Annotated in this window: 24 protein-coding genes and 1 pseudogene; 12 read left to right on the forward strand and 13 right to left on the reverse strand. The window is 58.2% G+C overall.

What is annotated here, in order from left to right; genetic code table 11:
* The first annotated feature begins 4 nt into the window (after positions 1 to 4).
* Complete coding sequence (locus Q0859_RS03160; protein WP_299147445.1) at positions 5 to 658, forward strand: flagellar hook capping FlgD N-terminal domain-containing protein; 654 nt, start codon at positions 5 to 7, stop codon at positions 656 to 658.
* Here the strand turns inward: Q0859_RS03160 and Q0859_RS03165 are convergent.
* Genes Q0859_RS03165 through Q0859_RS03185 form a run of 5 tightly spaced genes read right to left on the reverse strand, consistent with a single transcriptional unit; the run spans position 655 to position 5,928 of the window.
* Entirely contained in the window at positions 655 to 1,974 is a 1,320-nt protein-coding gene (locus tag Q0859_RS03165) for an FAD-binding oxidoreductase (protein ID WP_299147446.1), read from the reverse strand. The genes Q0859_RS03160 and Q0859_RS03165 overlap by 4 nt on opposite strands.
* Positions 1,971 to 2,789: an ABC transporter permease subunit gene (locus tag Q0859_RS03170; protein ID WP_299147447.1), complete on the reverse strand. Its 819-nt coding sequence runs from the start codon at positions 2,787 to 2,789 to the stop codon at positions 1,971 to 1,973. Before Q0859_RS03170 ends, Q0859_RS03165 begins: the two co-directional genes overlap by 4 nt.
* The gene (locus tag Q0859_RS03175) at positions 2,786 to 3,661 is read right to left on the reverse strand and encodes an ABC transporter permease subunit (RefSeq protein ID WP_299147449.1); all 876 of its coding nucleotides are present in this window, start codon (positions 3,659 to 3,661) and stop codon (positions 2,786 to 2,788) included. Before Q0859_RS03175 ends, Q0859_RS03170 begins: the two co-directional genes overlap by 4 nt.
* Positions 3,658 to 4,785: an ABC transporter ATP-binding protein gene (locus tag Q0859_RS03180; protein ID WP_299147450.1), complete on the reverse strand. Its 1,128-nt coding sequence runs from the start codon at positions 4,783 to 4,785 to the stop codon at positions 3,658 to 3,660. Before Q0859_RS03180 ends, Q0859_RS03175 begins: the two co-directional genes overlap by 4 nt.
* A gap of 60 nt (positions 4,786 to 4,845) precedes the next feature.
* Positions 4,846 to 5,928 carry a polyamine ABC transporter substrate-binding protein gene (locus tag Q0859_RS03185; protein ID WP_299147451.1) on the reverse strand — a complete coding sequence of 361 codons (1,083 nt, stop codon included), beginning with the start codon at positions 5,926 to 5,928 and terminating at the stop codon, positions 4,846 to 4,848.
* A gap of 147 nt (positions 5,929 to 6,075) precedes the next feature.
* Here Q0859_RS03185 and Q0859_RS03190 point away from each other — a divergent pair, with 147 nt between their 5' ends.
* The 8 genes and pseudogenes from Q0859_RS03190 (at position 6,076) to Q0859_RS03225 (ending at position 14,276) form a co-directional block, all read left to right on the forward strand.
* The gene (locus Q0859_RS03190) at positions 6,076 to 7,476 is read left to right on the forward strand and encodes an aspartate aminotransferase family protein (protein ID WP_299147524.1); all 1,401 of its coding nucleotides are present in this window, start codon (positions 6,076 to 6,078) and stop codon (positions 7,474 to 7,476) included.
* Between the two features lie 226 nt (positions 7,477 to 7,702).
* Complete coding sequence (locus Q0859_RS03195; protein WP_299147452.1) at positions 7,703 to 8,803, forward strand: ABC transporter ATP-binding protein; 1,101 nt, start codon at positions 7,703 to 7,705, stop codon at positions 8,801 to 8,803.
* Between the two features lie 81 nt (positions 8,804 to 8,884).
* Positions 8,885 to 9,994, forward strand: coding sequence for an extracellular solute-binding protein (locus Q0859_RS03200; RefSeq protein ID WP_299147453.1), 1,110 nt, complete (start codon positions 8,885 to 8,887; stop codon positions 9,992 to 9,994).
* A 102-nt stretch (positions 9,995 to 10,096) separates the two neighbouring features.
* Positions 10,097 to 10,384 (forward strand): DUF1330 domain-containing protein, encoded by a 288-nt coding sequence (locus tag Q0859_RS03205; RefSeq protein WP_299147454.1) that lies wholly within the window; start codon positions 10,097 to 10,099, stop codon positions 10,382 to 10,384.
* On the forward strand, positions 10,384 to 12,021 hold the full coding sequence (locus tag Q0859_RS03210) for an ABC transporter permease (RefSeq protein ID WP_299147456.1): 1,638 nt from the start codon (positions 10,384 to 10,386) through the stop codon (positions 12,019 to 12,021). The genes Q0859_RS03205 and Q0859_RS03210 overlap by 1 nt, the downstream gene beginning before the upstream one ends.
* Positions 12,022 to 12,032: 11 nt before the next feature.
* Positions 12,033 to 12,911, forward strand: a pseudogene (locus tag Q0859_RS03215) (ABC transporter permease); the annotation flags it as partial.
* 66 nt (positions 12,912 to 12,977) lie between these two features.
* Positions 12,978 to 13,301, forward strand: a complete 324-nt coding sequence (locus tag Q0859_RS03220; protein WP_299147457.1) for a hypothetical protein — start codon at positions 12,978 to 12,980, stop codon at positions 13,299 to 13,301.
* Between the two features lie 9 nt (positions 13,302 to 13,310).
* Positions 13,311 to 14,276: a hypothetical protein gene (locus Q0859_RS03225; protein ID WP_299147458.1), complete on the forward strand. Its 966-nt coding sequence runs from the start codon at positions 13,311 to 13,313 to the stop codon at positions 14,274 to 14,276.
* Here Q0859_RS03225 and Q0859_RS03230 read toward each other — a convergent pair.
* From Q0859_RS03230 to dapE, 6 genes are read right to left on the reverse strand one after another with little or no spacing between them, the layout of a single operon-like run.
* On the reverse strand, positions 14,273 to 15,628 hold the full coding sequence (locus Q0859_RS03230) for a lytic murein transglycosylase (protein WP_299147459.1): 1,356 nt from the start codon (positions 15,626 to 15,628) through the stop codon (positions 14,273 to 14,275). The genes Q0859_RS03225 and Q0859_RS03230 overlap by 4 nt on opposite strands.
* Before the next feature lie 57 nt (positions 15,629 to 15,685).
* Entirely contained in the window at positions 15,686 to 16,405 is a 720-nt protein-coding gene (locus Q0859_RS03235; RefSeq protein ID WP_299147460.1) for a YafY family protein, read from the reverse strand.
* Positions 16,406 to 16,457: 52 nt separating this feature from the next.
* A complete protein-coding gene (gene rnr, locus Q0859_RS03240; RefSeq protein WP_299147461.1) occupies positions 16,458 to 18,710 on the reverse strand; it encodes a ribonuclease R in 2,253 nt (750 codons plus the stop codon).
* A gap of 31 nt (positions 18,711 to 18,741) precedes the next feature.
* Complete coding sequence (locus Q0859_RS03245) at positions 18,742 to 19,311, reverse strand: DUF2064 domain-containing protein (RefSeq protein ID WP_299147462.1); 570 nt, start codon at positions 19,309 to 19,311, stop codon at positions 18,742 to 18,744.
* Positions 19,308 to 19,730 (reverse strand): GNAT family N-acetyltransferase, encoded by a 423-nt coding sequence (locus Q0859_RS03250; RefSeq protein ID WP_299147463.1) that lies wholly within the window; start codon positions 19,728 to 19,730, stop codon positions 19,308 to 19,310. The genes Q0859_RS03245 and Q0859_RS03250 overlap by 4 nt, the downstream gene beginning before the upstream one ends.
* Positions 19,727 to 20,872, reverse strand: coding sequence for a succinyl-diaminopimelate desuccinylase (gene dapE, locus Q0859_RS03255; RefSeq protein ID WP_299147464.1), 1,146 nt, complete (start codon positions 20,870 to 20,872; stop codon positions 19,727 to 19,729). Before dapE ends, Q0859_RS03250 begins: the two co-directional genes overlap by 4 nt.
* Positions 20,873 to 21,115: 243 nt before the next feature.
* On the opposite strand from dapE, the gene Q0859_RS03260 reads away from it, so the two are divergent.
* Both Q0859_RS03260 and Q0859_RS03265 read left to right on the forward strand, forming a co-directional pair.
* Positions 21,116 to 22,699: a Hint domain-containing protein gene (locus tag Q0859_RS03260; protein WP_299147465.1), complete on the forward strand. Its 1,584-nt coding sequence runs from the start codon at positions 21,116 to 21,118 to the stop codon at positions 22,697 to 22,699.
* Positions 22,696 to 23,775 carry a Hint domain-containing protein gene (locus tag Q0859_RS03265; protein ID WP_299147466.1) on the forward strand — a complete coding sequence of 360 codons (1,080 nt, stop codon included), beginning with the start codon at positions 22,696 to 22,698 and terminating at the stop codon, positions 23,773 to 23,775. The genes Q0859_RS03260 and Q0859_RS03265 overlap by 4 nt, the downstream gene beginning before the upstream one ends.
* Here Q0859_RS03265 and Q0859_RS03270 read toward each other — a convergent pair.
* Entirely contained in the window at positions 23,772 to 24,119 is a 348-nt protein-coding gene (locus tag Q0859_RS03270; protein ID WP_299147467.1) for a hypothetical protein, read from the reverse strand. The two genes, Q0859_RS03265 and Q0859_RS03270, sit on opposite strands and share 4 nt — an antisense overlap.
* A complete protein-coding gene (dapD, locus tag Q0859_RS03275) occupies positions 24,112 to 24,939 on the reverse strand; it encodes a 2,3,4,5-tetrahydropyridine-2,6-dicarboxylate N-succinyltransferase (protein ID WP_299147468.1) in 828 nt (275 codons plus the stop codon). The genes Q0859_RS03270 and dapD overlap by 8 nt, the downstream gene beginning before the upstream one ends.
* A gap of 125 nt (positions 24,940 to 25,064) precedes the next feature.
* On the opposite strand from dapD, the gene Q0859_RS03280 reads away from it, so the two are divergent.
* Positions 25,065 to 25,907, forward strand: a complete 843-nt coding sequence (locus Q0859_RS03280; protein ID WP_299147469.1) for a TIGR00730 family Rossman fold protein — start codon at positions 25,065 to 25,067, stop codon at positions 25,905 to 25,907.
* The last annotated feature ends 3 nt before the right edge of the window (positions 25,908 to 25,910 follow it).

Below are 25,910 nucleotides of genomic sequence, written 5' to 3' on the forward strand. Positions count from 1 at the left end.
GACTATGGAAATTCTTCAAGCACCCAACACGAACGCCGCGACTACAGCACCGTCATCGGCCAATGTCCTCAGTTCCGACTTTGAGGTTTTCCTGCAAATGTTGACGGCGCAAGCTGAATATCAGGATCCGCTGGAACCTATTGATTCATCAGAATACGCCGCACAACTCGCGCAGTTTTCGATGGTTGAACAACAGGTGACAACCAATGACCTGATGCAACAGATGCTCACGGCGTTAGGCGCAAATGACATGGCGAGTGCTGCAAACTGGATCGGGATGGAGGCATTGGTACAAGGCCCAGCCAAATTTAATGGTGATCCAATCACAATCGCCCCGAACCCACCCATCACAGCCAGCGAAGTTGATTTGATTGTGACCAATGCACAAGGCACGCAGGTGCAACGTCTGGCCCTGCCACTGGGTGCAGAACCCTTTGTTTGGGACGGCAAAAAAGCAGATGGATCATCCTTTGAACCGGGCGAATACACCTTTCAGATCGAAAGCCGCGCAAATGATGCCATCCTGCTGACCGAACCCGCTTTGTCCTACAGCCGCGTGACCGAAGCCCGTATTGAAAACGGTACAACACTCTTGGTGCTTGGCAGCGGATACCTGATCGAGGCCAGCAATGTGAGCGGCTTGCGCGAACCCGCCTAACGAATCCAATCGCTTGCCTGAAATGCGGCATATATCAGCGGCATAACAACACGGCGCTTCGTTCCAAACGGAAAGGCGCGGGCCGGGTGCTGTATCACTTTAGGGCAATCAACTGGCTGATTGCCCAGTGCCATTTCAGCCAGAAACCTCCCGGTGAGCGTACCCATAGCAACACCGTTCCCATGATACGCAAAGCCTGCAAGCACATGTGGCGTATTCGACAAGGGGCCGACATACGGCAACAAATTGCGCGCCAAACAAACCAAGCCAGACCAGCCATGTGTGATATTCACCTTTGACCATGCCGGAAACATTCGCCGGAAATCGCGTATCACAGAAGATCGTGCATGATGTTCGGCAAAGGCAGACGCGGCCAATCCACCCCGCATACCAAACAGAAACCTCTGATCCGGCATCAGCCGAAAATAGTGCAGCAAATGCCGCGTATCATAGGCCATCTGGTGGGTGACCCAACCGTGGTGTTCCAACTCCGCCCGGCTCAAAGGCCGCGTAACGACGATGGTGGATTGCGCCGGCATATAAAGACCGGCCATCGCCAACGGAATATCCTCGCTTGAGTATCCGTTTGTCGCCACGATTATCCGCTCAGCCCGCACGGTGCCTGATGGTGTTGTGACGCGCTTTGGTTCGATACGTGTGGCCGGGCTTTGACCATACATCCGCACCCCCAATGTACCGATGGCTCTTGCCAAACCACCGAGGTATTTGCGTGGGTTCAATCCAAACCCAATCGGGTTTGTGAGCGCACCATGAAAGGGCCCGGCCATACCATGCGCAGCCAAATCACCTGCCCCGACAATCTGGGGTGTGACGCCGTAGTTCTCCTGCATCCGTGCACCTTCGGCCTCCAACATCCCTGCGGCCCTTGGCGTATGCGCAAGACAGGTTTCCCCATTTGAATGGCGGTCAACGTCCAGATCCAGCTCAGAAATCAGGCGATCAACCAGATCAACCGCCGCCTTTTCGCATTGCCGCCACGCCAGCCGCGCCGTCTTTCCAAAGCGTCGATCAAGCGCTGCATCCGATGCCATCCCACCGCCTAAACAACAAAACCCACCGTTTCGACCAGAAGCACCCCAGCCCAGGCTTTGCGCTTCGAGCAGAACGACAGACGCACCGCTGCGGGCCAGATGCAGCGCCGCAGACAGCCCGGTGAACCCACCGCCCACAATGGCTACATCGCAAACGACGTCACCCTCCAGTTTGGGCCAGACAGGCACATGCACCGTTTCATCCCACCAACACCCATCACGTGGCCCGGGCCCATAGGCGTAGTCTGCAAAGATGCGTTTCATGTGGCGCGCGTGGCGGCCTGCTCATCCCGTTTGGCGCGCAAAGCCGCGTGTTTGGTGCTGAGCGATGCAGTGATCACCCCGACGGTAACCAACCCGATCATAATCGTACTCAGCGCGTTGATCTCCGGACTGACGCCCAAGCGCACGGATGACCAGATCTTCATCGGCAGCGTGGTGGCCGATGGACCGGATGTGAAGGATGCGATGACAAGATCGTCAAGACTGAGTGTAAAGGCCAGCAACCAACCCGATATCACCGCAGGTGCGATAATCGGCAAGGTGACCAATCGAAAGGAGTCCAGCGGTGAGGCACCCAGATCCAGGGCAGCCTCCTCCAGCGACCTATCAAATGTCATCAGGCGGGACGAAACAACCACGGATACGAAACACATCGAGAATGTCGTGTGCGCCAACACGATTGTCAGCACACCGCGGTCCAATCCAATTCCGATGAACAACAGCAACAGGGACAAGCCGGTGATCACTTCGGGCATCACAAGCGGTGCATAGATCATCCCCGAAAACAGGGTCCGCCCGAAAAACCGCCCCCCACGCACCAGAACATAGGCCGCCATGGTGCCCAGCACGGTCGCAATGGTGGATGAGATCACAGCGACCCGCAATGTGACCCAAGCCGCATCCAGAAACGCCTCATTCGAGAGCAACTCGCCATACCATTTGGTTGAAAGCCCCGCCCAGACCGTTACCAGTTTGGACGCGTTGAAGCTGTAGATCACGAGGATCAGCATCGGCACATAAAGGAACACGAATCCCAGTGTCAGCGACACCACGTTGAAAGGGCTGAGGCGGCTCATGTTTCGGCCTCGGCCTGGCGCTGTTCATTGCGTTGGAACAGGACGATGGGAACGATGAGGATCAGCAACAGGATCACCGCGACCGCCGAGGCGACAGGCCAGTCGCGGTTGGAAAAGAACTCTTCAAACAGCACTTTGCCGATCATCAGCGTGCTTGATCCCCCCAACAGCGACGGGATCACGAATTCACCGAGGGCCGGGATGAACACGAGAAAGCAACCGGCAATGATCCCATTCTTGGACAGCGGGACTGTCACCAGCCAGAACGCCTTGAGCCGCGAGCACCCCAGATCCTCCGCCGCTTCGATCAGCGATCCGTCCAGCCGATCGAGCGCGGAATAGATCGGCAGGATCATAAACGGCAGATAGGTATACACAATTCCGATATAGACGGCGGTGTTGGTGTTCAGAATGGTCAGCGGCTCGCCAATTACCCCGACCCACAGCAGAAACTGGTTCAGGAACCCTTCGTTCGACAGGATGCCGACCCACGCATAAACGCGGATCAGGAATGACGTCCAGAACGGCAGGATTACCAGCATCAGCAAGGTGGGCCGCCATTGATCCGGCGCGCGCGCCATCGCATAGGCCATGGGATAGCCGACCATCAGTGTCAGCACCGTGGAAATCAGCGCAATCTGCAACGAGCTGACATAGGCTTTCCAATAGAGATCATCTTCGGTCAGAAAGATGAAGTTCTCGAAATCTAACTGCGACAGCATATTCCAGAACCCGTCGCGCATGGTCGGCGTGTAGGGTGGAATCGCCAGCGCGATATCGGACAGTGAAATCTTGAAGACGACCAGAAATGGAATCAGGAACAGCGCCAGCAGCCAGATATACGGCACTGATATGAGCGCTGCGCGTCTCATGTGTCCAACAGCACGCCCGCTGTTTTGGTCCAACCGACCCAGACCGGGTCTTCCCACGTGATGCTGCGTCGGGACAGACGGCGTGTATTGGCGGTTTGCGCTTTGATGATCTGACCGCCCGGCAATTCCACGTGGTAGGTCGACAGGTTGCCCAGATATGCGATGTCGAGGACTTTGCCCTTCAACAGGTTGTCGACATCCTCGGGCTTGGTCGTGTGGATCGCCACTTTTTCCGGGCGCACAGCAAGATGGGCCTGCTGCCCATCCGTGAACGTCGCCTCCGACACGGCGGTAACGGGCGCGGCACCGTCTTTCCATGTGAGCGCGTAGGTATCCGCCCCGGTTGCCGTGACGGTTCCGGCCAGAATATTCACATCCCCAATGAAATCAGCAACATAGACGGACGCGGGGGCCTCGTAAATACGATCAGGCGTCGCCACCTGCATGATCCGGCCTTCATCCATCACAGCGATGCGCGAGGCGACCGTCATGGCTTCCTCTTGGTCATGGGTGACGATCACAAATGTGGTACCGGTCTTTTCCTGAATATCCATTAGCTCGAACTGCGTTGCCTCGCGCAATTTGGCATCCAGCGCGCCAAGAGGTTCGTCCAGCAGCAGCAGCTTAGGTGCCTTGGCCAAGGACCGGGCAAGTGCCACACGCTGACGCTGCCCGCCGGAAATCTGATGCGGCTTGCGGCGCGCAAGTTTTTCGAGCCGGGTCAGCTTCAGCATCTCTTCGACACGGGCTGAAATCGCGGCTTTGTCACTGGTTTCACGCCGCAGGCCAAAGGCGATGTTGTCCCAGATGCTCAGATGCGGAAACAGGGCGTAGGATTGAAACATCATATTCACCGCCCGCTTGTTGGCAGGCACCCCGGCGATGTCCTTGCCCGCGAGTTCGATGGACCCCTCGGTCGGGTTTTCAAAGCCAGCAAGCATCCGCATCATGGTTGTCTTGCCGCAGCCCGACGGCCCAAGCAGTGCAAAGAATTCCTGTGGATAGATATCAAGCGTCAGATCATCAATGGCAACGAATGTGCCAAAGCGTTTCGTGACATTGCGAAACCGTATGATCGGCTCTGCGGTCGGATCGTCCCAAGGGGCGAAAACAGTCTCTGCCAAGGGGGACTCCGTTCAAATAAAGTGGGCGCGAAGAGTATCCCCGCGCCCTGAAAGCACAGCTTAGGTGCCTGATTTGATTTTGGTCCACATGCGCGTGACGGTCCGCTGTGTTTTGGCGTCATAGGGCGTTGTGGTATAGAGATTCTCGAGCGTGGCCGCGTCGGGATAGATCGCGACATCGCCGATCACGTCTTCGACCAGGAACTCCTGCGACGCCAAATTGCCGTTGGCATAATAGACGTAGTTGGATGCAGCGGCCATATTCTGCGCGTCCATGATGAAGTTCAGGAACTTGTGCGCGCCGTCGGGGTTGGGTGCATCGACCGGAATCGCCATGTTGTCGAACCACATCAGCGCCCCTTCTTTCGGCGCGTAGTACTCGATTTCGACTCCGTTCTCGGCCTCTGCGGCCCGGTCGCGTGCTTGCAGAATGTCGCCCGACCAACCGACGGCCACACAGATGTCGCCGTTTGCAAGGGCGTTGATATATTCCGAGCTGTGGAATTTCTGCACATAAGGCGCAATGCCCGTCAGGACCGGCTCGGCCAGCTTGATGGTATCAGCGTCCTGTGCATCCGGGTTTTCGCCCAGATAGGCCAGCGCCGCGGGGATCAATTCGGCCGGGGCATCCAGGATATGCACACCGCAGGCTTGCAGTTTTTCCATATTGGCCGGATCAAACACGAGGGCGAGGGAATCGACCGGAGCATCTTCGCCCAGGATCTCCTGCACTTTGCCGACATTCACACCGATGCCCGTCGTTCCCCACATGTAGTTGATCGCATATTGGTTGTCGGGATCATATTTGGCGACCCGTTCGCTGATCACGTCCCACATGTTCTCGGAATTGGTCAGCTTGGATTGGTCCAGCTTCTGAAACGCTCCAGCTGTGATCTGGCGTTGCAGGAAGGTCCCCGACGGCACCACCACGTCATAGCCTGATCCACCGGCCAGCATTTTGGTTTCCAGCACTTCGTTGCTGTCGAACACGTCATAGATCAGCTCGATGCCGGTCTCTTCTTCGAATTTGGTCAATAGGTCCTCATCGATATAATCGGACCAGTTATAAACACGCACTTCCTCGGCCAGCGCGGCACCTGTCAGGGCAAGACCAGCGACTGTGCTCAGCATTAACTTCTTCATAGTGTACTCCCGTCACATGCCCGGTTTGCCGGGTCGCTTGATATGAAATCAACTTTTATTGGTCCCGTCCAGCAGGATCGCATTACGGCGATTGACGGCACGCCCTTTGTCCATATTCTCCGCAGGTCTCTTACCTTCGAGGTTCCCATGCCCGCGATCACCAACCATTTGCCCACATCCGAATTGCAGGCGCTGGACGCCGCGCACCACATGCATCCGTTTACCGCCGGGGGCGAGCTGGCAGCCAAGGGTGCCCGGATCATCACGCGCGCAAAGGGTGTCTATCTGCACGACAGCGAAGGCCATGAAATTCTGGACGCGATGGCGGGCTTGTGGTGCGTCAATATAGGCTATGGGCGCAGCGAACTCGCCGACGTCGCCGCACGTCAGATGAAAGAACTGCCCTACTATAACACCTTTTTCCAAACGACCCACGTACCAGCCATCGCGCTGGCCCAAAAGATCTCGGAACTGGCACCGGGTGATCTGAACCACGTCTTCTTCGCAGGCTCCGGGTCCGAAGCGAACGACACCAATATTCGGATGGTGCGCACCTATTGGGCGATCAAGGGCAAGCCAGCCAAAACCATCATCATCTCGCGTAAGAACGCCTATCACGGGTCTTCGGTCGGGTCGGGCAGTCTGGGCGGAATGACTCCGATGCACGAACAGGGTGGATTGCCGATCCCCGATATTCATCACATCAACCAACCTAACTGGTGGTCCGAAGGCGGTGATATGAGTCCTGAGGCGTTCGGCCTTGCCCGCGCGCGCGAATTGGAAGATACAATTCTGGCCCATGGCGAGGATCGCATCGCAGCCTTTATCGCCGAACCGATCCAGGGAGCTGGCGGCGTCATTATCCCGCCCAGCACCTACTGGCCCGAGATCCAGCGTATCTGCGACAAATACGAAATCCTGCTGATCGCCGATGAGGTGATCTGTGGCTTTGGGCGGACAGGGAATTGGTTCGGCAGCGAAACGCTTGGGATCACGCCGCATATCATGACCATCGCCAAGGGGTTGTCCTCGGGCTATCAGCCCATCGGTGGGTCGATTGTGTGTGATGAGGTGGCCCAGGTTATCGGGTCAGGCGAGTTCAATCACGGCTACACCTATTCCGGACACCCCGTCGCCTCGGCTGTTGCGCTGGAAAACATCCGCATTCTGGAAGAAGAAAACGTGCTGGACCACGTACGCAAGGTCGCCATGCCAGCGCTGCACGAAATGTGGCACGGGCTGGCCGATCATCCGCTTGTGGGCGAGACGACGATCACCGGGATGATGGGCTCGCTTGCGCTGACGCCGCACAAGGACAGCCGCGCCAGATTTGCGATGGACGCAGGTACTGCCGGTTTCATGTGTCGCGAGCGTTGTTTTGCGAATAATCTGGTGATGCGCCATGTCTATGATCGAATGGTGATTTCGCCCCCCTTGGTGATTTCAACCGACGAAATCGCACTGCTTGGACAGCGGGCGCGCACCGCCCTTGATGAATGTTATGCGCAACTCAAGGACGGAGATATGCTGAAACCAGCGGCCCAATAGCCGCATTTCAGTCCGGCCTGACGCACTAAAGTGCATATAATTCCGACAAACGACCTGCCGAACCTTCAAAGAAGAATCCCTGAAAGCGGCTTGTTTTTAAGTGAAACCGACCCGATTGCGCTATCAAACCGCTTTTTGGAACCTTGTTGGTTGCAACATGCGTTTCGTACCGTTTTACATGTCGCAACTGATGGTCAACCATCAGATATAAAACGGGGAGCCAGATTTGGCTGATATTGCGACCGACCAGGCGTTCGTCGAATTCGAACGCGTGCAAAAGAGCTATGATGGCGAAGTGCTCGTTGTCAAAGATCTGAACCTGTCTATGCCCAAAGGCGAATTTCTGACGATGCTTGGGCCATCGGGGTCAGGCAAGACAACCTGCCTGATGATGTTGGCGGGTTTTGAGACGGCCACACATGGCGACATCCGGCTTGACGGCGTATCGATCAACAACATTCCACCGCACAAGCGCGGCATCGGCATGGTGTTCCAGAACTATGCGCTGTTCCCACACATGACGGTGGCCGAAAACCTCAGCTTTCCGCTTGAGGTGCGCAAGATCGGCAAATCGGATCGCGAAGAGAAAGTAATGCGTGCGCTTGGCATGGTGCAGATGCAAGACTTTGCAGGGCGCCGACCTGCCCAGCTTTCCGGCGGTCAGCAGCAACGGATCGCGCTGGCCCGCGCGCTGGTCTTTGAACCTGAACTCGTGCTCATGGACGAACCGCTTGGCGCGCTCGACAAACAACTGCGCGAAACGCTGCAATTCGAGATCACACGCCTGGCGCATGATCTTGGGATCACGACCGTTTACGTGACCCATGACCAAACTGAAGCGTTGACGATGTCAGACCGCGTCGCCGTTTTTGACGATGGACGCATCCAGCAGCTCGCACCGCCAGATGCCTTGTATGAAGAGCCGCAAAACAGCTTTGTTGCCCAGTTCATCGGCGAAAACAACACGCTTCTGGGCATCATCGAAAAGATCAAGGGCGACACCTGTGAGGTCCGGCTTGATGATGGCAGCATCATTGACGCCAAGCCCATCAACGTCACCGAAGTCGGCCAGCGTACCCGTGTGTCGATCCGGCCCGAACGGGTGGAGATGGACAAGACGCGCCTGAACCCGGACGCACATACGCTCAAAGCCGAAGTTCTTGAGTTCATCTATATGGGCGATATTTTCCGCACCCGCCTGCGGGTGGCGGGGAACGATGATTTCGTCATCAAGACACGCAACGCCCCCGATCAGATCCGCCTGACCCCAGGTACAGTGGTCGACATCGGGTGGATGGCACAGGATTGCAGGGCGCTCGACGCCTAAGGCAACACCAGACAGGCCGGGGCGGTGCCCGACGTTCGGCTTTTGACACTCACAACGGGCGTAAACAGTGGGAGTAATACCATGAAACTCACCAAGACCCTTCTGGCCACCACGGCTTTGACGGTTGCAACCGGCACAGCCTTTGCCGACGGCCACATGGCCAGCGATATGACACTTGTAAGCTGGGGCGGCGCATACCAGTCTAGCCAGCAAAACGCCTATGTCGCCCCTTACCTCGAAAACAACGCCGGCGTCACTGCCGTGTGGGACGAAAGCTCGGCCGAAGCCGTGGCCAAATTGCGCGCTATGAACGAAGCGGGCAACGTCACGTGGGACGTCGTTGACGTTGTGGCCGCGGATGCGATCCGCCTGTGCGACGAAGGCCTCGCACTGGAAATCGATGCGGACGAGCAACTTGCTGCCGCCCCCGATGGCACATCTGCGTCGGACGACTTTGGCGACCTGCTGGTCAGCGACTGCTTTATCCCTCAGATCGTCTACTCGACGACTTTTGGCTATCGCACCGATCTGGTTGGGGACACAGCGCCCACATCCGTCTGCGCCGTCTTTGACACCGAAGCCTATCCCGGCAAGCGTTCGCTGGAAAAACGCCCGATCAACAACATGGAATGGGCACTGCTTTGTGACGGCGTGGCCAAGGATGACGTCTATGACGTTCTAGGCACACCCGAAGGCCAGGATCAGGCCCTGGCCAAGCTCGACACCATCAAGGACGACGTAATCTGGTGGTCGGCTGGTGCGGACACGCCCCAACTGCTCGCCGATGGCGAAGTCATCATGGGTTCGACCTATAACGGCCGTCTGTTCGCCGCCATCGAAGAGCAAAAGCAGCCCATCGGCATGCTTTGGGACGCCCAGGTGTTCGACCTTGACGGTTGGATCATCCCAGCGGGTCTGAGCCCCGAGCGTGAAGCGCGCGCGCTGGACTTCATCAAGTTCGCAACAGACACGCAGCGTCTGGCGGATCAGGCCAAGTATATCTCGTACGGTCCTGCCCGCGCCTCATCCGCACCCCTCGTCGGTCAGCACGCAACATTGGGCATCGACATGGCACCACACATGCCAACCGATCCCGACAACTCACAGAACACGTTCCTTTATAACTACGAGTTCTGGGCTGACTATCGCGACGACATCGACGCCAAATTCCAGGCGTGGCTCGCTCAATAAACTTGTCTGGGGCGCATGACACCTGCGCCTTACGACGCTAAAATATCTGCAAGGCGCGCCATATGCGTGCCTTGCGCCCCTCCACCTTCGCCGGAGACGACAATGCCCAAAGGTTACATCATCGGCCACATCACCGTGAACGATCCTGAGACGTACAAGACGTATATCGAAAAGGACACGCCGATCCTGACTCGTCTGGGTGCTGTGCCCATCGTGCGTGGTGGGCAATCCACAGTGATGGAAGGCGAAACCCAAAACCGCCACGTCGTCTTTGAATTTCCATCATACGAGGCAGCGCTTGCCGCCTACAATGACCCCGAATACCAAGAGGTGGCCAAGATCCGCCACCGCTCTGCCACCTCCACTATTCTCGTAGTGGAGGGCGTCTGATGGCCGAAGCCATGCTGGCCGCTGACGGCACTTCGCTGAAACGCAGTCTGGCCCGCGCCCTGCGCCGTCAGAAGTTGCGCGCGCTGATGCTGATCGCGCCCTTGCTGATCTTTGTGCTGATCACCTTCATTGTGCCCATCGGGTCGATGCTGTTCCGTTCAGTCGAAAACGAGATGGTCGGCAACACGTTGCCTTACACAGTCGAGGCCCTCGCTGACTGGGATGCAGACGAAAGCCCGCTGCCGCCCGAGGACGCGTTTCAAGCGATGTTCTTTGACATGTTCCTGGCGGCCGAGGCTAAACGGCACACCCGCCTTGGCACCCGCCTGAACTATGAAACCACGGGTCTTTCCTCCCTCTTTCGCCAATCTGGACGGCAATTGGATGATGTGGCCGACATATCCTATGAACCGCTCGAAGACTTGGACGAGGCATGGGACGAGGGCGAAACATGGTACGCGCTGATGAATACGCGCGAGGTCGCTGACGATGCGTTGATGGCACAGCAGCGGGCGCGGGTTGCTGCGCTGACCGACAATGAAACAAATGGCGAGGTCAACTTTGCCCCCGACGCGGAAGTCGCCGTCTTACTACCGCTCGCCGCGCGCGAATACACCGCATGGGCGGTTTACGTGGCCACGCAAGACGGGCGCGACCCTGCCACCCGTGACCCGTGGGAGGCTGTTGCCCCTGCCCTGCTGCTTGATCTGCAAACTGCCGATCTGAGCGGCTATTCAGGGCCCGAAGCTGACAAACTGCGCACGGCACAAGCGGCCAATCTGCCGGTCGCCAACTTTGTCGATGCGTTTGTCGACATGGACGAGGATTGGGGCACCCAAACCCCGTGGGAGACCATTCAGACCCATTCGAGCACCTATACCGGCGGCTACTTCCTGAACGCGGTGGATGCGCAAAAGACTGCGGACGGCGTTGCGTGGCAGCCCGAGAACAAGCAAATCCTGATCACGCTATTTGTGCGCACGATCTGGATGTCGCTGCTGATCATGGGGTCGTGCATCCTGCTCGGTTATCCCATCGCATGGTTGCTGGCGAACTTGCCGATGCGCAAGGCGAACCTGCTGCTGATCCTTGTGCTACTACCGTTCTGGACATCACTTCTGGTGCGCACATCGGCTTGGAAGGTGATGTTGCAGCAACAAGGGGTGATCAACGACGTGCTCGTCTGGATCGGACTGGTGGCCGACGACGGGCGGCTGATTATGATCAACAACCAGTTCGGCACAATCGTGTCGATGACGCACATTCTGCTGCCATTTATGATCCTGCCGATGTATTCGGTGATGCAGACAATTCAGCCCAGCTATCTAAGGGCGGCCAAGTCACTTGGGGCAACGAACTGGACCGCGTTCTGGCGGGTCTATTTCCCGCAATCGGTGCCGGGGATCGGGGCGGGCTCCATCCTCGTCTTCATTCTGGCCATCGGTTACTACATCACACCCGAAATCGTGGGAGGGACCAAGGGGGTCTTCATCTCGAACCGGATCGCCTACCACATCTCGTCCTCGCTCAACTGGGGACTGGCAGCCGCACTTGGGACAATCCTGTTGGCGGCGGTGCTGGTTCTGTACTGGGCCTATGACAAGATCGTGGGCATCGACAATGTTAAGCTGGGGTAACTGACATGGGCCTTCCTCCATATGCGACACTGGGCCAGCGGATCTGGTATTACAGCTTTCGGGTAATTTGCGGCCTGATATTTTTCTTTCTGATCGCGCCTATTGTCGTGGTGATGCCGCTGTCGTTCAACGCGCAGGACTTCTTTACATTCACGCCGGAAATGCTGCGACTGGACCCGGCGGGATACTCGCTGAAACACTACGAAGACTTCTTGACCAACCCGCAATGGCAGCTCGCGATGAAGAATTCGCTGATCATTGCACCCATCGCGACGATCATTTCAGTCAGCCTTGGCACGCTCGCCGCCATCGGCCTGTCGCAAAGCCATGTGCCATTCAAAGGGGCGATCATGGCGATCCTGATCTCGCCTATGATCGTGCCTCTGATCATTTCGGCCACGGGGATGTTCTTTTTCTACTCGTCCTTGGGCAACTGGATGGAAAGCACACTCGGCCTCGACAAAGGGTTTGTGGGTTATGTGAAGGTCATTTTGGCACATGCCGTCCTTGGTATTCCGTTTGTGATCATCACCGTCACAGCAACGCTTGTGGGCTTTGATCGTTCGCTCACACGGGCGGCGGCCAATATGGGCGCGGGCCCGGTGACGACCTTTTTCCGGGTTCAAATGCCGCTGATCCTTCCGGGCGTCATCTCAGGCGGGCTGTTCGCATTCATCACGTCTTTCGACGAGGTGGTCGTGGTGCTGTTTGTCGGTTCAGCCAGCCAAAAAACGCTGCCGTGGCAGATGTTCATCGGCTTGCGCGAGCAGATCAGCCCGACAATCCTCGCCGTTGCGACGATCCTTGTGGTGATCTCGATCTGTCTGCTGACCACTGTGGAACTGCTGCGACGCCGTTCAGAACGGCTGCGGGGCATGAGCCCGGGTTAAACCCACTACCCAAACGCGATCCAGCCCCCTATATTTTCGATAAAGGCATGATCGCGAGGCCACCTGATGGACTTCAAACGACCCGCACGCAAATCCTCTGTTTTTGAGACATTCCTCAAAAGCAGCAACGACGGGCCAATGCTCAAAGCGGCGCCGAAGAAAGCGCCACCTGCGCCAAGCGCGGCTGACATGGATCCCAGGCCTGACCCGGTTGAGGTCGCGTTGAAACATCTCGACGCGTCGGGGCCAACAAGTGCATTGAAATTGATTAAAGCATTGAACATCGGCAGTACCCAAGGTTTGAAAACACTTCAGACCATGGAATCGTACGGCCTCATTATTAAGGAAGAAACCGAAGAAGGCGGGGTCATTTTTAAACGCGCACCCTGATATTCAAGCATGATTTACGCATATATGGCCGTTGGATTCATCGGCTTTGTTTCCGCATTTTCGGAAATCGTATCCCGCTATCGGGATGATCCATGGGAGGCGGCAAGTTCACGCGCCGCTTTCGCCTACATCGCGTTCAATGTCGGGATTTCGCTGATTGCGTTCTACCTGATCCGCGAAGTTTTCCAGTACCGTGGAGCGGATCAAACCCTCGATACAGCACGCCAGCTTGTCACGGATGTTTTGCTGGCCGGGCTGTCGGCCATGGCCTTTTTCCGCTCCAGCATCTTTACGGCACGGGTGGGTGACAAGGATGTACCGGTTGGCCCTGCTGCCGTCATTGATGTGTTCCGCGAAATAATCGACCGCGATGTTGACCGTGTCCGCGCCATGCCGCGGGCAACGGCCGTCTCTGAGATTATGGCCAATGTCAGCTTCTCGCGCGCCTATGTGCCCCTCACCTCGACCTGCCTGAACCTGTTGCAAAACGTCAGTGTCGAAGAACGGACCCGTGTCGAGGAAAAGGTTCTCGCACTCTCAAATCAGGTAGGGCGGAACGAAGAAAACAAATCCTTGGAACTTGGCCTTATTCTGGCTGGAACCGTTGGGTTCAACGTGTTGAAAGCGGCCAAAGACACTCTGAAAGATCACATCGCAAGCAGCACATCGCGCACGCAACTGGTCAAGGATGCCGTTCTGAGCCTTGGCCCCGAAATGGTGATGACCCAACTGCCTACGACATGTCTTGCGCTGGATTCAAACCTGCCCGATGGCGAACAGGAAGCACTGGCCAGCGAACTTGAAACGCTTCGGGATCAATCGCAGGACCCTCCGATCATCAAGGCAATCCATGCAGGTTTCCTGCTCACCCACTATCTGGGTGAAGAAGTCTTTAGCTCGGCGGTGTCCTTGCTCGGAGAGTTGAACGTTCCACCGACACAGGCCCTACCCACACCAGACGCGGTTGACCCCTAACGCAAGGTTTGAAGCAGCGTCAGCGACGCATACCCATCCGCCGCCAACCCCCTGGAATTTTGAAACGCACGCACTGCATCAAGCGTTTTCGGCCCGATCTTGCCATCCACACCCTGAGTGTCGAACCCCGCCGCCGTCAGCAGGCGCTGCATTTCCTGGCGTTCGTCAAATGTCAGCGCGCGGTCGCCACGCGGCCATGATGCCTGGATCGCCGGACCGCCCTTGATCCGGTCACTCAGGTGCCCAACGCCAATCACATAGGCGTCTGCTGCATTGTATCGTTCAATCACCGCGAAATTCTTGAACACCATGAATGCGGCCCCCTTACCACCCGCTGGCAACAATATCGCCCCGGCACCATGGTTCGCGACAGCCGCACCATTCGTCGCCGTCACCCCCAAGTTAGCCCACTCGCCCGGTGTTTTGGTGATTTTGCGGCTGGCCAATGCGTAGTCAAAGCCACCAGGCAACGTCACCTCGACACCCCAGGGCTGGCCATTGACCCAGCCGAATTTGGCAAGATAGGCAGCGGTCGATGCCAACGCATCGCTTGGATCATCCGCCCAGATATCCCGACGCCCGTCGCCTGCGAAATCCACGGCATAGTCCAGATAAGATGTTGGCATAAACTGCGTATGCCCCATCGCCCCGGCCCACGATCCGGTCATGTTCCGTGGGGAGGTGTCCCCGTTCTGAAGGATCTTGAGCGCTGCAACCAATTGCTGTTCAAAGAACGCACCACGACGGCCGTCATAGGCAAGTGTCGCAAGGCTTTGCACCACGTCATTCTTGCCGCGGAAGGTACCATAATTGCTCTCAAGGCCCCAAACAGCGACGACAACCTCCTTTTCGACCCCATAGCGCGCCTCGATTGCGTCAAGCTGGCCGCGATGCTTGGCCAATGCCGCCTTGCCGTTTTCGATCCGGCTGTCAGAGGCGGCACTGTCAAGGTAGTCCCAAATCGTCTTGGTGAACTCCGATTGGTTGCGGTCGCGTTTGATCACGTCAGGGTCGTAGCGCACACCTCGAAACGCTTGGCGAAAGGTGGTCGCGTCGATGCCTTGGCTTATTGCCCGATCACGAAAGACCTTGATCCACTGCTGAAAACCGGCATCGGCGGCTGTTTTCTCAACCGGGGGCGGGACCACCTGGCTGACCGCCTGCGGGCGCAATTGTGGGCGTAACACGACAGGATCAAACGTCGCCAGCACGGTGGATGCGGAGACCTGCGCAATGGGCCGCAGTTCGGGTCTGATCGACTGTGAAATGCCCTGCGCCATCGTGCCGTGCGCGATGAAAACGGCACTGCAAAGTGCCCCAAGGGTGACTGCCCACCGCATATTATGCCTCATGCTCGCTTGTTTCGCGTTGTTTCCAATCTAGCGCCAATCACGCAATCCGGAAAGGTATCAATCCAGGGTCACGCGATCCTTCGCCACTTCATGCAGTTCCGCACGCAGGCGTGCCAGATGATCACGCAGCAGGGACACCCGGTGTGGGCGAAAGCTGTCGCGGGTCACAATCAGCTCATCCATACGGTCCAATCGAAACGCCCGAAAGTCCTCGCGCAGCATGCACCACGCGAGCAGCATGTTCGTGCTCTCCATATAGACGATCCCTAGCGGTTTGACCGCGCGCGTTGTCTGATCCCCTTTGGCATCCTGATAGGCAAAGTGGACGCAAACCTCGTCCCAGGCAGCTTGACGGAGCTTGCTCACATCAATCCGCGGAGGATCAGGGCGCCAGTAGCGGCGGGCATCCAGAATCGCGTGTTTCAGGCGATGCGCTTGTTTAGGCGGCACCCGCGCCTGAATTTTCGCCAAGGCCGATGTCGCCGCCTTGGCCAAGGCCGGATCTCCGATCACTGCCACGTCACGCAGACCAAGAACGAGCGCTTCCAACTCATCATCCTCAAAACCGAGAGGGGGTAGGGTCGCGTCTTCGATCAGAGTGAAACCAAAGCCGGCTTCGCCATCAATCACCGCCCCAAGGCCCCGTAATTCGTCGATGTCGCGGTAGATCGTGCGCAAGGACACGTCCATCTCGAACGCCAGCGATTGTGCGGTGATGGGCGGGGCCATGCGACGCAGCGTTTGCATCAATTGGAACAGGCGATGGGTGCGGGTCATTGGGCGAGCATATCACACGTCCTGTCAGAATATGACAGGACGTGCAGCTTGATCACCGCTTGCGGCTGACCTTGCGCTTGGTCTTGTCCGTGCGTCGTTTGGCCTTGGTCGGCTTGCGGCGCGGACTGCGACCCGCCGGGCTGCTACGCCCCTTCGGCAGCGACTTGCCATCCAGCGCCAGCAGTTCGAGCGCGACACCACCCGTGACCGGCACCGCCTCAGTCAGACGCACAGTGGCGCGCTGCCCAAGGCTGATCACCATACCTGTATCGGACCCCATGAGCGTGTTCGCCTCACGGTCAAAATGGAAGTATTCCGCCCCGATGGAGCGCATCGGCACAAGGCCATCCGCCCCACTGCCGTCCAGCTTCACAAAGATACCGAATTTGGCGATCCCCGCGACGCGCCCTTCCATCTCGTCTCCGACACGCTCGCTCAGGTAGGCGGCCAGATAGCGGTCGGTCGTATCCCGTTCGGCCATCATTGAGCGCCGTTCAGTGTCTGAAATATGCGTGCCGGTCTTTTCCAGCACCTCGACATCCTCGGCCCGCAACCCGTCCTTGCCCCACCCATAGGCGGTGATCAGGGCGCGATGCACGATCAGGTCGGCATAGCGGCGAATGGGCGATGTGAAATGCGCATAGCTTTTCAGGGCAAGGCCAAAATGTCCGAAATTCTGTGGCCCGTAATAGGCTTGCGTCATGGATCGCAAAGTCGAGATGTTGATCAATTCGGCATCGTCGGTATCACGCGCTTGCGCCAGCAATCGGTTCAGATGCGCAGTTTTCAACACCTGCCCTTTGGCCATGTTCAACCCAGCGGCATGCGCGACCTCGCGCAAACTGTCGAGCTTGTCTTGCGCCGGCTCCTCATGCACCCGAAACAACAGGGGCTGTGACTTGGCAATCAGGGTCTCTGCGGCCGCCACGTTGGCCAGCACCATAAACTCTTCGATCAGCTTGTGCGCGTCCAGCCGGTCCTTGAAATTGACCGAACTGACGGTGCCATCTTCATCCAGCACGATCTGGCGTTCCGGCAGGTCCAACTCAAGTGGTTGGCGTAGTTTGCGCGCCTTAAGAAGGGCCGCGTAGGCGGCATAGAGCGGCTGCAAAACAGGCTCTAACAAGGGCTTTGTGCGCTCGTTCGAGGTACCATCAATCGCCGCCTGCACCTCTTCGTAATTCAGGGACGCAGGTGAGCGCATCAGTCCACGATGAAAGCTGTGGCCGATCTTTTCCCCCTGGGCATCAATTTGCATACGCACCGCGATACAAGCGCGCGGCACCCCTTCATGCAGAGAACACAGATCACCTGACAACCGATCCGGCAGCATGGGAACCACACGGTCAGGGAAATAGGTTGAGTTGCCCCGCTTTTTCGCCTCACGATCCAACGCGGAGCCGGGCGTGACATAGGCCGCCACATCCGCGATCGCGACCCAGATGATGTGGCCACCCTTGTTTTTGGGGTCGTCGTCGGCATGCGCATAACAGGCGTCATCGTGGTCGCGCGCATCCCACGGATCAATCGTGACCAAGGGCATGTCGCGCAAATCCTCGCGCCCCTTCAGACCGACGGGGGGCTTAGCGTCGGCCTCGGCGACCACCTCGTCCGGAAAGCTGTCCGGGATCCCGTGCTCATGGATCGCAATCAACGACACGGCCTTGGGTGCCGAGGGATCACCCAAACGATCCACAACGCGGGCACGTTGCAATCCAATGCGCGACTTGGGGCCCGCTTGTTCGGCTTCGACCAACTCGCCGTCCTTGGCCCCACCAGTGGCATCGGCTGCGACCGACCATTCCCTGTCAGTGCCCTTGCTGACGGGCACAATGCGCCCGCCTTCAGCCGTTTTGCGGAACACGCCCAGCAAGCGCGCAGGGTTCGTCCCGATCCGCCGGATCAGCCGCGCTTCATAATGATAGTCCTGCCCGCTCACCAAAGTCAGGCGCGCCAGAATGCGATCACCCGCCCCCAGCGCAGGATCCGAAGCGCGCGCTATGATCAGGATTTTCGGTTCGACCCCGGCACCGTGCCATTCCATCGGCCGCGCAAACAAATCGCCGTCATCATCAGGCGCATTGACCAGCAAGACACTGACCGGCGGCAGACGATCCGGATCGTTGTAGGATTTCTTGCGCTTTTCCAGATGCCCTTCATTCGCCAACTCCTTCAGCAGGCGTTTTAGGTCGATGCGCGCCGCCCCCTTGATGCCGAACGCCTTGGCGATATCGCGCTTGGCAGTCAGGGTGGGGTTGGCGGCAATCCAGTCGAGGATTTCGGGTTTTGTCGGGATACGGGTCATAAACGCGAGGTAGCACGCGCGCTGTGGGTCGTCATGGCAAATCGTCGACGGTGTCCACATCTTCCAATACGTCGACCAGATCGATCTGGTAGGGTGCAAGGGCCGCACAACTGTCCGCCAGCGCGTATGGTGAAGACCAACGCACGCCATCCAGCGCCATTTTTCCCAATTTAAAGCCTTGTTTCACTCCGATCAGCCAGTAGCCCCCGTCGGGTGCAGGCCCAAAAACCGCGTCATGTTCACCTAGGGTGGCAAAGGCCTTGGCGACGCCCTTACGTGTGATCCCGGGCACGTCAGCGCCGATCACACAAACCGGGCCACGCGTCCGCCGCATCATTCGCACCATCCGATCCCCCAATGATCCGCCGCCTTGAGGCCATCTATCAAACCGTGCGGGCCAGACGCGTGTGCGCAGCCCTTCGATATCCGGCGCGACTGCCAGCACAACCCGCCAACGCGGGTCTTCTATACGACCCAGCAACCGCGCGACCTGATGGCGAAACCACCATGCGGCGGCTGTCATGCCGATATCGCGGCCCAACCGGGTTTTGACACGACCCGGGCGCGGCACTTTGAGCATGACAACAAGGGTCGGTTTCACAAATCGCGCTCCATATCCCGGTGCGCGATCCCTGCATCATCATAGATCGGACCGTAAGCGGCAAAACCCAACCGCTCATAAAAGGAGAGCGCATGTGTCTGCGCGCCCAACTTGACCTTGCGCACATCCGGCTGCCCCCGCGCCACATCCATGCAGGCACGAATGATCGCAGCGCCGAGGCCTGTGCCACGCGCCTCTTTCAACACGCAGACCCGACCAATCTTGGCCACGCCGTCACCTATCAGGATCCGCGCGCACCCCATCGCGACACCGTCCACATACGCGAGAACATGCAAGGCCCCCTCGTCATGCCCGTCCACCTCGTCAGCCTCACTAACACCTTGTTCTTCGATAAACACGGCGCGGCGCAACGCATGGCAGGTCGCGATATCGTCAGTTTGCCGGATCACCCATGTCATGCGAAATAGTCCCTGAGGATACGCGCATAGATCGCTTTGAGTTGGTGGATATGATCGACGCGCACATGTTCATCCACCTTGTGCATAGATCGCCCGACCAGGCCAAATTCGACCACAGGACAGTGATCTTTAACAAAACGGGCGTCGGACGTGCCCCCAGACGTGCTGAGCGCCGGAATCCGCCCGGTTTCCGCCTCAACCGCACGGGCGACCATGTCAGAAAGCACTCCGGGAGGGGTCAAAAAGCTCTCGCCCGACACTTTGACGTGCAAATCAATCTCGACCCCGAACGCTGTGGCGACCGCATCTGCTTGTGCACGCAACCAGGCGGTCAGGCTGTCGCCGCTGTGGATGTCGTTAAAGCGGATATTGACGGTGGCGGTAGCTTGGGCCGGAATCACGTTGGTGGCCGGGTTGCCTGTATCGACCGTGACCACCGCCAAGGTCGACGGGTCGAAATGCGCAGTCCCATCATCGAGTTTGTGAGAGGCAAGCTGATCCATCAACCGCACCATAGGGTTCAAGGGATTGTTGGCCCGATGGGGATATGCAGAATGCCCCTGCACGCCCGTGACGGTGATCCATGCCGTCATCGAACCACGGCGACCAATCTTGATCATATCACCCATGTTTTTGGGGCAGGTCGGTTCACCCACAAGGCAGACATCCATCGCCTCATCCTGCTTTGACATATACTCTAACAAGGCTGTTGTACCGTCTGTGGCGTCACCTTCCTCGTCTCCGGTGATGGCGATGATGATGGCCCCGTCGGGTGGCGCGGATTGCACAAAGTCGACCGCGGCGGCGGCAAAAGCGGCCACACCCGATTTCATGTCAGTTGTGCCACGACCATACATAATCCCGTCTTTGATATCGGCCCCAAAGGGGGGCATGGACCATGACGCAGCATCACCAATCGGCACCACATCGGTGTGGCCATTGAACCCAAAGGTGCGGGCATGCCCCCTGGTCCCCCACCGCGCAAACAGATTGCGGATGCCACCTCGATCCACCCACGCGCACTCAAACCCCGCGTCACGCAGCAGATCATGCAAGATATCGAGCGCCCCGGCATCCTCAGGGGTGACCGAGGCACAGCGCACAAGATCGGCAGTCAATTGAGCGGGGTCAATACGAGGCATCCGGTCTCCAATCATGGGTTGTGGCCAAAAGGACGCGATTGCAAACCCTTGCCGCCACGAAAGAGTTAACAGCCTGTCAATAGCTGTGCTAGGGTTGGCGCAATAATATGACCCGAGGCAGGGCATCAGCAGTCCGGTCGCCAACGTGCGGCCACAACAAGTGCAAAAAACGCACGTCGAGACACGCAGGCCAACTGCGTGCGCTGCACCCGTTCTGCCGTCAACATTTGGGGTGGGCAGGATATGGTTGCGGCATCGGAACTTCCGATTCAAACGGTACGCGAGGGCGTTGACGCCACGCAAATGGCGAGCACGATCTTCGGCACGGGCGTGCAGGTCGTTTCAGCGTCTTATACGGGCGACATCGACAGTGCGGGCATTTACACGGACGGGGACACCGTCGCACCGGGCGTCACACCCGGAAACACCGGTGTTATTCTATCCACAGGCGAAGCCGAAGATTTCACCAACTCGTCCGGCGACGCGAACCAGTCGACCAATACGTCCACCAACACATCGGGGCAAAACAACAATTCCCAGTTCAACGCGGCTGCTGGAACACGCACATTCGATGCTTCCTATCTCGACGTCGACTTCATCCCCGACGGCAACGTTATGACGATGCAATTCGTGTTCAGCTCCGAAGAATACCCGGAATTCCAGAACTCGGTCTATCAGGATTTCGTGGGCGTGTGGGTCAACGGCCAGCAGGTTGAAATGGATGTGGGCGACGGCGACACGGACCCCGGCAACATCAACACCACCAACAACATCAACATGTTCGTCGACAACTCAAACGACGACTTCAATACGGAGATGGACGGGTTCACTATCACGATGACCCTGACCATGGTGGTCAATCCAAACGTTGTGAACTCGATCCGGATTGGGATCGCAGACGTTGCGGACAGCAACTACGATTCGAACCTGCTGATTGCCGGGGATTCCGTCCAAACTTCTCTCGTCGCGATCTCGGACGATGTGAACGTCTTTCCTGATGGCACCACGTCCTTCAATGTGCTCGACAACGATATCGCGCCGACCAACAGCACGCTCACGATCACCCATATCAACGGGCAGGCCGTTTCTGTCGGGGATACGATCACCTTGCCCACCGGCCAAGTCGTTACCTTGGGCGCAAACGGATTGCTGACCGTCACAGGCGACGGCAACATCGAAGACTTCAACTTCACCTATTCGATAACCGATGGGGTCAACACCGACACAGGGTTCGTTAACGCCACCTCGATCCCATGCTTTGTCGCAGGCACGATGATTGCAACGCCCGAGGGCGACAGGATGGTCGAGGACCTACAAGCCGGGGATCTGGTACTCACCAAAGACGATGGTGCCCAACCCCTGCGCTGGATCGGCATGCGCGCTGTCCCGGCCGAGGGCAATCACGCCCCGATCCTGATCCGCGCTGGCACGTTTGGAGCCCAGAACGACATCATGGTGTCACCGTTACACCGCGTGTTAATCCGTGACAGTTTGGCCGAGTTGCTGTTTGGCGAACCCGAGGTTTTGGTGGCCGCCAAGGATCTCGTCAACGACCGATCTGTCATTCAGAAGTCCGGGGGTAATGTCACTTACGTGCACCTCATGTTCGACAAACATCAGGTCGTCTTTTCCGAAGGGCTGGCCACCGAAAGTTTCCTGCCTGGGCCCCAGACCACCAAAAGCTTCGAGCAGCAGATCGTGGCCGAGATATGTTCGATTTTCCCTGAGTTAGATCCGCATACGGGAGCAGGATACGGCCCTGCGGCGCGCCGGACCCTCAAGGCATATGAGGCCACGTTGTGGCGCAAGGCGCGTGCAGCCGCATGATCTGGACCGGGCTTTGTGACCATCGGAACGGGCGGTATGCGCCATCGGGTCTGGGTACCCAAAAGGCCGATGCGCGCGTGCGCGAGGCGATGACCTGCGGCACGTTGATGTTTGAAACGAATATGGCCGGGCATGTGCGCCCCCACGACCTGTTGGGCGTGGCACATCCCGTGCCGTGGGCGCGCGAGCTGATCTTTCGCGCCATTCCGGGCGGTGGGATCGCGATGGTGCATCGCCACAACGACACCATCAATCACGCTGCGATCCGGTGGACGGGCGATGGGCGGGCACACACGCTGCGCGTCACCTACGCCTGGGACACATCAACAGGCTGGGCACGGCTTGCGCTGGAACAACCCGAACGCGCCCAAGTGGTGTCGAACACGGTACACGCACCCAACCCGCTATTGACGCAGGATATGCGCGATCTGATGTTGGGTCGCGGCGCGCGCACATTGTCGCGCGAGGTATTGTTCGCCGCCATCTCACCTGACATCTTCCCGATTGGTCCGACGCCAAGCCTGCACCCTGCCACACCCATTGCCACCCCAAACGGCTACCGCCCAGCCGAAACCTTGCGGCGTGGTGATACTGTGATGACAGCGGTGGGTGACATCGTGCCCGTATTGCACACCGTGCGCCAATCCGTTCCGGCGCGGGGCAGTTTCAGGCCGGTGCGTCTGCAAGCCCCCTATTTCGGACTGGCACGCGATATCGTCGTATCGCCCGAACAACGGCTTGTGTTGCGGGGATCAGACGTCGAATACATCTTTGGGCAAGAGGCGGTTCTGGTGCCTGCCCGACATATGGTCAACGGACATGCCGCGATATGGGCAGCACCCCAAGCGACCGCCGATTTCGTGCAGATCCTGTTGCCCGGCCACGAGGCGCTGGTGGCCGCCGGATGCGCGCTGGAAAGTCTCTATATCGGGCGATTACGTCGCAACGAACATGACCTGAATGCCAGTATCCTTGCAGATATGCCAAGCCGATTGCTGCCCGAACATGCCAAGCCCATCCATCAGGTGTTGCGACAGTTTGAAGCGATCACGCTGGTTGAACAGCGCGCCGCCTAAGCCTCGTCGAAAAAGGGCGTGACCTGCGCCACGATCACCGCATTCTCGGCCAGCGCACGCGCCATCAGGTCCCGTTCGTCATCGCTGATCTCGTGCCCTTCGACTTCACGTTCGGCCAGGGTGCCATAGCCAGTCACATCCAGCGGGGCCGTATCCGCCTGCTTGAGCAGCGCAACCGTCTCGCGCACAGCTTCGGCCTCGTCCACACCGCTGGCAAAGCACATCAGGGCAGCACCGGTCGCACCATCAGGCAGGCCATCACCATGCTTGCGCCCGATCTGCACCAGCAAAGTAAAGACCTGTTGGCGCGACGGTTTCTTTGGCTTTTTGGGCGTGTCAGTCACGCAGCAGCTCGTTGATCGACGTTTTGGAACGTGTCCGCGCATCCACCTTCTTCACGATGACCGCGCAGTAAAGGTTCACACCGTTTTTCGAGGGCATGGACCCGGCCACAACGACAGATCCCGCAGGAACTTCGCCATAGGTGAATTCGCCTGTTTCGCGGTCCACGATCTTGGTTGACTGGCCAATAAACACGCCCATGCCCAGGACAGACCCTTCGCGCACAATGCATCCTTCGACAACTTCGGAACGGGCACCGATAAAGCAGTTGTCTTCGATGATAGTTGGCCCTGCCTGCATCGGTTCAAGCACGCCGCCAATGCCAACACCACCGGACAGATGGACATTCTTGCCAATTTGGGCGCAAGACCCGACCGTGGCCCAAGTATCAACCATCGTGCCCTCATCCACGTAAGCGCCGAGGTTCACAAAGGACGGCATCAACACAACGCCGGGGGCAATAAAGGCAGACTTGCGCACGACACAGTTGGGCACGGCTCGAAAGCCTGCGCCTTTCCACTGATCGTCACCCCAACCTTTGAACTTGGAATCAACCTTGTCCCACCAGCCACCACCCTGAGGGCCGCCATCCTGACGCTCCATATCCTTGATGCGGAAACCCAGAAGCACAGCCTTCTTGGCCCACTGGTTCACATGCCAGTCGCCACTGTCCTGCCGTTCGGCCACACGCAGCTTGCCACTGTCCAGCGCATTCAGCGTGTCCTCGATGGCGTCACGGGTTTCGCCTGTGGTTGCGGGCGTGATCGTGTCGCGCGCCTCCCAAGCTGCCTCAATCGCGGTTTCAAGCTGTGCGTTCGACATGCGGAGTCCCTCCAGAAATGGTCGCCGCGCTTAGACAACAATCAACGACCCCATGCAATCACATCTGGGCAAGGCGCACAGGCCACGCTACCCCTTGTCCCAAGCCTTGAAAGGACCATGACCAGATGAAAGATGACCGCCACAGCCCATTCCGTGATGCGCACACCGATCGCAAAGCCGCCGAAGGGGTGCCAGACACACCCCAAACCCGCTCGCCCGCCTATGGGCTTGCGTTCGCAGATGATGAGTTCATGTGCCGGGACGAATTGCGACCTGTGCGGTTGCAGCTCGAATTGCTCAAGCCTGAAATGCTGATGAACGAGGCGGGGATTGAATCAACCATCGTGCTGTTTGGCGGCGCGCGCATTCCTGACCCGGATCACAAGGATCAAGCACGGACCAAAACGCTGGCTGATCTGTCGCACTATTATGAAGAGGCGCGCATATTTTCCCGTCTGATGACGGAAAAATCCAAGCAAAGCGGGGGCACGCAAAACGTCATCGTCACAGGCGGCGGGCCGGGTGTGATGGAGGCGGGCAATCGCGGTGCCTATGATGCAGAGGGGGCGTCAATCGGGCTGAATATCGTGCTGCCGTTCGAGCAGGCCCCCAACGCCTATGTGACGCCGGATTTGTGTTTCAATTTCCACTATTTCGCAATCCGCAAGATGCACTTCCTGATGCGCGCACGGGCCATCTGCGTGTTCCCGGGAGGGTTCGGGACGCTCGACGAAATGTTCGAAGCCCTGACACTGATCCAGACCGGCCGCATGGAACGGGTGCCGTTCCTGCTGTTTGGCAAGGCGTTCTGGAATTCGATCATAAACTGGGATGCGCTGTCGGATGCAGGCACCATTTCGGCTGATGATCTTGACCTGTTCCGCTTTGTCGACACCGCGCAAGAGGCGATCGACGTCATCGATGCATGGGGCCCGACCGACAAACGCGGTGAGGTGCCCGGGCGCTGATTA

This window comes from uncultured Tateyamaria sp., assembly GCF_947497045.1.
In the GTDB taxonomy this organism is placed as follows: Bacteria; Pseudomonadota; Alphaproteobacteria; order Rhodobacterales; family Rhodobacteraceae; genus Tateyamaria.

Coding starts and splice junctions, on each gene's coding strand:
- Q0859_RS03160 (WP_299147445.1), top strand. CDS start 5: ATGGAAATTCTTCAAGCACCCAACACGAACGCCGCGACTACAGCACCG.
- Q0859_RS03165 (WP_299147446.1), bottom strand. CDS start 1,974: ATGAAACGCATCTTTGCAGACTACGCCTATGGGCCCGGGCCACGTGAT.
- Q0859_RS03170 (WP_299147447.1), bottom strand. CDS start 2,789: ATGAGCCGCCTCAGCCCTTTCAACGTGGTGTCGCTGACACTGGGATTC.
- Q0859_RS03175 (WP_299147449.1), bottom strand. CDS start 3,661: ATGAGACGCGCAGCGCTCATATCAGTGCCGTATATCTGGCTGCTGGCG.
- Q0859_RS03185 (WP_299147451.1), bottom strand. CDS start 5,928: ATGAAGAAGTTAATGCTGAGCACAGTCGCTGGTCTTGCCCTGACAGGT.
- Q0859_RS03190 (WP_299147524.1), top strand. CDS start 6,076: ATGCCCGCGATCACCAACCATTTGCCCACATCCGAATTGCAGGCGCTG.
- Q0859_RS03200 (WP_299147453.1), top strand. CDS start 8,885: ATGAAACTCACCAAGACCCTTCTGGCCACCACGGCTTTGACGGTTGCA.
- Q0859_RS03205 (WP_299147454.1), top strand. CDS start 10,097: ATGCCCAAAGGTTACATCATCGGCCACATCACCGTGAACGATCCTGAG.
- Q0859_RS03210 (WP_299147456.1), top strand. CDS start 10,384: ATGGCCGAAGCCATGCTGGCCGCTGACGGCACTTCGCTGAAACGCAGT.
- Q0859_RS03220 (WP_299147457.1), top strand. CDS start 12,978: ATGGACTTCAAACGACCCGCACGCAAATCCTCTGTTTTTGAGACATTC.
- Q0859_RS03225 (WP_299147458.1), top strand. CDS start 13,311: ATGATTTACGCATATATGGCCGTTGGATTCATCGGCTTTGTTTCCGCA.
- Q0859_RS03230 (WP_299147459.1), bottom strand. CDS start 15,628: ATGAGGCATAATATGCGGTGGGCAGTCACCCTTGGGGCACTTTGCAGT.
- Q0859_RS03235 (WP_299147460.1), bottom strand. CDS start 16,405: ATGACCCGCACCCATCGCCTGTTCCAATTGATGCAAACGCTGCGTCGC.
- rnr (WP_299147461.1), bottom strand. CDS start 18,710: ATGACCCGTATCCCGACAAAACCCGAAATCCTCGACTGGATTGCCGCC.
- Q0859_RS03250 (WP_299147463.1), bottom strand. CDS start 19,730: ATGACATGGGTGATCCGGCAAACTGACGATATCGCGACCTGCCATGCG.
- dapE (WP_299147464.1), bottom strand. CDS start 20,872: ATGCCTCGTATTGACCCCGCTCAATTGACTGCCGATCTTGTGCGCTGT.
- Q0859_RS03260 (WP_299147465.1), top strand. CDS start 21,116: ATGGTTGCGGCATCGGAACTTCCGATTCAAACGGTACGCGAGGGCGTT.
- Q0859_RS03265 (WP_299147466.1), top strand. CDS start 22,696: ATGATCTGGACCGGGCTTTGTGACCATCGGAACGGGCGGTATGCGCCA.
- dapD (WP_299147468.1), bottom strand. CDS start 24,939: ATGTCGAACGCACAGCTTGAAACCGCGATTGAGGCAGCTTGGGAGGCG.
- Q0859_RS03280 (WP_299147469.1), top strand. CDS start 25,065: ATGAAAGATGACCGCCACAGCCCATTCCGTGATGCGCACACCGATCGC.